Genomic DNA, 4,783 nt, shown 5'->3' with positions numbered 1-4,783 from the left:
ATAATCATAAAGCGAGTTTTAATAGAACGAAGTTTAAATGTAGTTTAAATAACATATATTTACTCCATGAGTAACAAAATACAGTTTGTTTGGAGGTTTTTAGACGAACTGACGTTGTGCGAAACCTTAGGAGAACGAATATGAATAATATGAAAAAATATCTTCCAATTTTTATTTTGTGTTTAATGTTCGGTCCGAATGTATTTAGCCAAGATAGTTTGCGAATTAATGAAAATTGGACAGAACTAAAACAAAAACTAAAGTATCGAACAGAAATAACTTTAGAATTAACCAAACAACTTCTGGATTCCAAAAAGATTGATAAATTGGAATTAAAAAACGCGGAGTTACACGCAAAAGAACTAAACCTTATTTGTGAAAATAGTGTTTTAACACAAACAAATATTAACTTAATTAAAGAGAAAAATTCAGAATTAACAATATCTCTAACTCACACTTTAGTTAATTTAGAATTTGATACTAAACTGAAAAACAAAGAAAAAACACAATTTATAATTGACCAATTATTAGTCATTGAACAACAAATATGCATCGTAAGTAATAAATATAATAAAAGTTGCAAAGAAGATAAAAAAGAAGAATTAATTTTCGACTTGAATTGCGAAAATAAATCGCCAAAAGTAGACTTTAAATAAAGGCTATCGCACAACAGCCGTTACAAAAGATTTGGGTAATAGGCTTAATTTAAAGATGGTTTTGTACTTGCGAAATTTGTGCGTAATGGAAAAAACCCGCATCTTTAATCCCAAACCCGCTGTAGTACCAAGACGTCAGGCTGTGAAAAAACCTCTTTTTTCTAATATAATCTTCAAATTTTACTATACTACAATTCAAATAAGGTCTTTTAAGAAGCCGCTTTTTTTAGGCTGCAAATTTAGATTGATAAAAAATGAAGTCTAATTGCAGCTTTATATACCTCGTTTTTAGCAAAAGTAAGACTTTTGCCTTGTAAGGTGAGTTCCATTTTTTGAGTTTTTCAATCAGATCGGGAACGCCCAAGATATTAATACTGCGTTTGATGTTATACACCAGCATAATTAGGCTGTGTTCTCCATTTACTTTTTCCAATCCCGTTAAAATTGGTATGATTGTAACCCCATTGTCGTTTAATGGTGCCAAAAATGTGCTCGTTGATCTCTTGCCTCTTGCGGTAGAGTTGTGGGTTTTCATGATAGCGTTTGTTGTTTTCTTCGACGGCATCGGCATATTGGCTTCGATCGATTTCTCTGCCTGATGCTCTACTGGTACATAAATGTTTTACCGGACATGCTTTGCATTTTGGAGTTCGGTATTTTTTAAAATTATAGCTGTCTCTATCGGTAGTTTTCTTATGCCAACTGCCGGTGGTTTTTAGTGTTTCGTCCTGCGGACAGGTATAGGTATCGGTGTCTTGATTGTACTGAAATTGGGCTACTAAATAATCCTTGGTTGTACCGTTTTCGTTACTCTTTCCTTGTTCTGGCTGTGCTACAATGGTAGTGATGTTGGCTTGTTTGCAAATTTCTATTTGTTTGCCATTGTGATATCCTTTATCCACCAGTGCGGTATAGGTTTCTATACCTAGATTCTCTTTGGCTTCTATGGCAATAGCTGACAAGGCACTGCGATCATTCTTGTTGATGGTGTGCGTGGCTACCACTAAATTGTGTTTGGCATCGACTGCAGCTTGGAGATTGAATGAGATTTCAACTACTTGTCCTTGCACTAATAAGGCTCTGGCATCGCTATCGGTAGTACTTATTTGAGGCTCGCCACTGGCTTTTAGTTTTTCTTCCAGTTGCTCATAACGCAATTTGTTCCCTTTCAATCGGTCTAACTTTTGTTGAATATTTTCGATTTTAGCTGGGTTATCTTTGGCGTCATTTTCTTCTAAAGCATTTAAGTATTCTTGGGTTTTTACTTCAATATAATCTACATGTTTGTCGATTTTCTTTTGATTGAAATTGGCTTTCTTGCTATTGTGGGCTCGGCTTTTGGTACCATCGATAGCAATGGTTTCGCAACCTATCAAATCGGCATCTTTTAAAAAGAGAACGTAGAGTTTGAATAGCTTTTTCAAAGCAATGGGATTGTTTTTTCTAAAATCGGATATGCTTTGGTAATTAGGAACAATAGCTTCTAAAAGCCATTGCATTTCCATGTTTCTCGAACATTCCTTTTCTAGATCTCGAGCACTTCTAACTCCGTTGAGATACCCATATAAATAGATCTTTAGAAATACTTTACTATTGAAACTCGGGCGACCTTCGGTCTTGAGCGTTTTTACTGCAAAACCTAGCTTAGAGAGGTCTATAGACTCAACAAAGGCATCTATAAATCGCACCTGATTATCGGGACCAATTGTATCTTCTAAACTTGTAAAACGCACTTGTTGACGTGAAATACCTATGATGTGTTGCATCCTTATAAATACGAAAAATCTTCTTTTAATGTAATTTTTTTGCTAAATTTGAGCATAATAAAACGAGATTTTTTTCACAGACTGATGCTAGGAGTAATGATTTGACGAATATTGCGCAAAATAAAAATATTGTACATACATTTGTACAAATTATAATAATTATGGTCGTAACTAATATTTCAGATTTCAGAAAAGATATTAAATCTTACTTTGATAGAGTAGCAATAAACTTTGAAACTCTAATTATAAATCGTGGAAAAGATTCAGGGATTGTTGTTATTTCACTTGAAGAATATAATGCACTCATTGCAACAAATTATGAATTATCAAACAGAACTAACGAAAGAAGGTTGGATTCTGCTATTGATAAATTTAAGAGTGGTAAGTCATTTTCTAAAGACTTAATTGAGGAATAGAATGAAATATGCATTTGTTGATGAATCTTGGGAAGATTATTTATATTGGCAAAAAATTGACAAGAAGAAAGTTAAAAAAATAAATGATCTACTTAAAGATATTTCAAGAAATCCTTTTGAAGGAATAGGAAAGCCAGAACCATTGAAACACAAGTATGCTGGATTTTGGTCAAGAAGAATTGATGATGAACAAAGATTAATTTACAGGTTTATCGATGATGAAATCCAAATTTTGAAATGTAGACATCATTACGACTAATGGTACTAGCGCTAACAGTTAGAGATTTGTTGCATGCGCAGCACGAACAATGAAACCCGTGTTGAATCCTCCACGGCGGACAAGCTGGAACCGGTCACTGGCAGGAACTATGTACTTATCGTAAAGTTTTACTTGAGAATGACAAGAGGGGTTTTGGTCTTGAGCGTTTTTATTGCAAAATTCAGTTTAGAGCGATAAACATACTCAACAAAGGAATCTATAAATCGCACCTGATTATCGGGACTGATTGTATCTTCTAAACTTGAAAAACACAGTTGTTGACGAGAAATACCTATGATGTGTTGTATGCTTAAAAATACGAAAAATCTTCTTTTAATACAAGTTTTTTACTATATTTGAGCATAATAAAACGGAAGTTTTTTCACAGACTGACGTTAGGAGCAATACTTTACGAAAATTGAGAAAATTTCGTTAAACAATTAAAAAAAAGTATATATTTGTTTTATGGAAAGGAAAAGAATTTATACAAAAAAACTAGGATCAACAGTTGCAAGAAGTGCACGATCAGGTTTGGTTCGTTTTCATGTAATTTCAAGTGAGTCAACTAAGTGGTCGGTTGTTTCAGAAGGAAGTACTCGAGCTTTAAAAGCGTTTCCCACAAGAGATCAAGCCATAAATTTTGCTAAAGAAACTGCATCTCGTAAAATTGGTGAAGTTATAATTCATGCGGAATCTGGTCAAATTGCGGATACAATTTCATATTTAAAATAATTATGCCTTTTGAAACAAATGTATTTATTAATTGCCCATTCGACAACCAATACAAACCGTTGTTAAAAGCATTAATATTTACAATTCGTTATTTGGATTTAAAACCTATTTTGTCACAAACAATATCCTCATCCAACATAAGAATTGACCAAATTAAAAATCATATTCGAACTTCAAAATATGGTATTCATGACATTTCCAGAAACAAGCCAATGGCTTTAAATGAGCTTCCAAGATTTAATATGCCATACGAATTAGGATTAGATATTGGCGCTGCAGAATATGGAAATGCTACTTTAAAAACTAAACGAGCTCTTATTTTAGATACAGAAAGATTTCACTATCAAAAAGTTATTTCTGACATAGCTGGTCAAGATATAGAAAATCATAATGATAACCCACAAACGCTAATCACAAAAGTTAGAAATTGGATTTCAAATCAAACATTAGGAACTATTTCAGGACCAACAGAAATTTGGATTGCATTTAATCAATTTAATGCGGATTTGAACACGAACCTTTCAGCTACATATACTGCAAATGATATTGAAGAAATGCCCATTGGAGATTACATGAAATTTGTAGAAGATTGGATTTCCAGCTTTAAAAGTTAGTACTGCACCTGACAGATAAGGTTTCGTCGCGGCTGCAAGCCGAACAATGAAACCTGTGTTGAACGGAACCGATTACATGCCGTCAACACTTATGGAGTTATCGTAAAGTTATTTGAGTATATTTCAAGAGGATTAAGTGTCCTCTTTTTTTGTGAAGTAAAATCAAGATGGTTTTTACGTGTTTTCCTTTCCCGAAGTTTCGGGATTAGGCACACGTGCCCTTACGGATCAATCCCAAAACCTGTGGGGAAGCAAAAATTAAGCATAAATATTAGTTAGTCTAAAAAGGAAGAATTCTATATTTCTAACTCCTCTGAATTGAGATCTAAATGCTTTTATT

Annotated in this window: 6 protein-coding genes; 5 read left to right on the top strand and 1 reads right to left on the bottom strand. The window is 33.4% G+C overall.

From position 1 onward, the window contains the following. Positions 1 to 149: 149 nt before the first annotated feature. On the top strand, positions 150 to 656 hold the full coding sequence (locus ACNQGO_RS15265; protein WP_417971937.1) for a hypothetical protein: 507 nt from the start codon (positions 150 to 152) through the stop codon (positions 654 to 656). A gap of 386 nt (positions 657 to 1,042) precedes the next feature. Here the strand turns inward: ACNQGO_RS15265 and ACNQGO_RS15260 are convergent, their stop codons facing one another. After that, positions 1,043 to 2,422 carry an IS1182 family transposase gene (locus ACNQGO_RS15260; protein WP_417985801.1) on the bottom strand — a complete coding sequence of 460 codons (1,380 nt, stop codon included), beginning with the start codon at positions 2,420 to 2,422 and terminating at the stop codon, positions 1,043 to 1,045. Between the two features lie 161 nt (positions 2,423 to 2,583). Between ACNQGO_RS15260 and ACNQGO_RS15255 the strand changes: the two genes are divergently transcribed. The 4 genes from ACNQGO_RS15255 to ACNQGO_RS15240 all read left to right on the top strand — a co-directional run bounded on the left by ACNQGO_RS15255 (position 2,584) and on the right by ACNQGO_RS15240 (position 4,443). Further along, positions 2,584 to 2,838 (top strand): type II toxin-antitoxin system Phd/YefM family antitoxin, encoded by a 255-nt coding sequence (locus ACNQGO_RS15255; protein WP_417985800.1) that lies wholly within the window; start codon positions 2,584 to 2,586, stop codon positions 2,836 to 2,838. A 1-nt stretch (position 2,839) separates the two neighbouring features. Continuing rightward, positions 2,840 to 3,097, top strand: coding sequence for a Txe/YoeB family addiction module toxin (locus ACNQGO_RS15250; RefSeq protein ID WP_417985799.1), 258 nt, complete (start codon positions 2,840 to 2,842; stop codon positions 3,095 to 3,097). Between the two features lie 465 nt (positions 3,098 to 3,562). Beyond that, positions 3,563 to 3,829 carry a DUF2188 domain-containing protein gene (locus tag ACNQGO_RS15245; protein WP_417985798.1) on the top strand — a complete coding sequence of 89 codons (267 nt, stop codon included), beginning with the start codon at positions 3,563 to 3,565 and terminating at the stop codon, positions 3,827 to 3,829. A 2-nt stretch (positions 3,830 to 3,831) separates the two neighbouring features. Continuing rightward, the gene (locus tag ACNQGO_RS15240) at positions 3,832 to 4,443 is read left to right on the top strand and encodes a hypothetical protein (RefSeq protein ID WP_417985797.1); all 612 of its coding nucleotides are present in this window, start codon (positions 3,832 to 3,834) and stop codon (positions 4,441 to 4,443) included. The last annotated feature ends 340 nt before the right edge of the window (positions 4,444 to 4,783 follow it).

This window comes from Flavobacterium frigidum (assembly GCF_048286735.1).
Taxonomy (GTDB): domain Bacteria; phylum Bacteroidota; class Bacteroidia; order Flavobacteriales; family Flavobacteriaceae; genus Flavobacterium.
The sequence above is the reverse complement of the archived record's forward strand: the minus strand, read 5'-3'. Positions and strand labels throughout refer to the sequence as shown.

Bases quoted from the DNA above. Each gene is read 5' to 3' on its own strand.
- ACNQGO_RS15250 (WP_417985799.1), top strand. From the start codon at position 2,840: ATGAAATATGCATTTGTTGATGAATCTTGGGAAGATTATTTATATTGG.
- ACNQGO_RS15240 (WP_417985797.1), top strand. From the start codon at position 3,832: ATGCCTTTTGAAACAAATGTATTTATTAATTGCCCATTCGACAACCAA.
- ACNQGO_RS15255 (WP_417985800.1), top strand. From the start codon at position 2,584: ATGGTCGTAACTAATATTTCAGATTTCAGAAAAGATATTAAATCTTAC.
- ACNQGO_RS15260 (WP_417985801.1), bottom strand. From the start codon at position 2,422: ATGCAACACATCATAGGTATTTCACGTCAACAAGTGCGTTTTACAAGT.
- ACNQGO_RS15245 (WP_417985798.1), top strand. From the start codon at position 3,563: ATGGAAAGGAAAAGAATTTATACAAAAAAACTAGGATCAACAGTTGCA.
- ACNQGO_RS15265 (WP_417971937.1), top strand. From the start codon at position 150: ATGAAAAAATATCTTCCAATTTTTATTTTGTGTTTAATGTTCGGTCCG.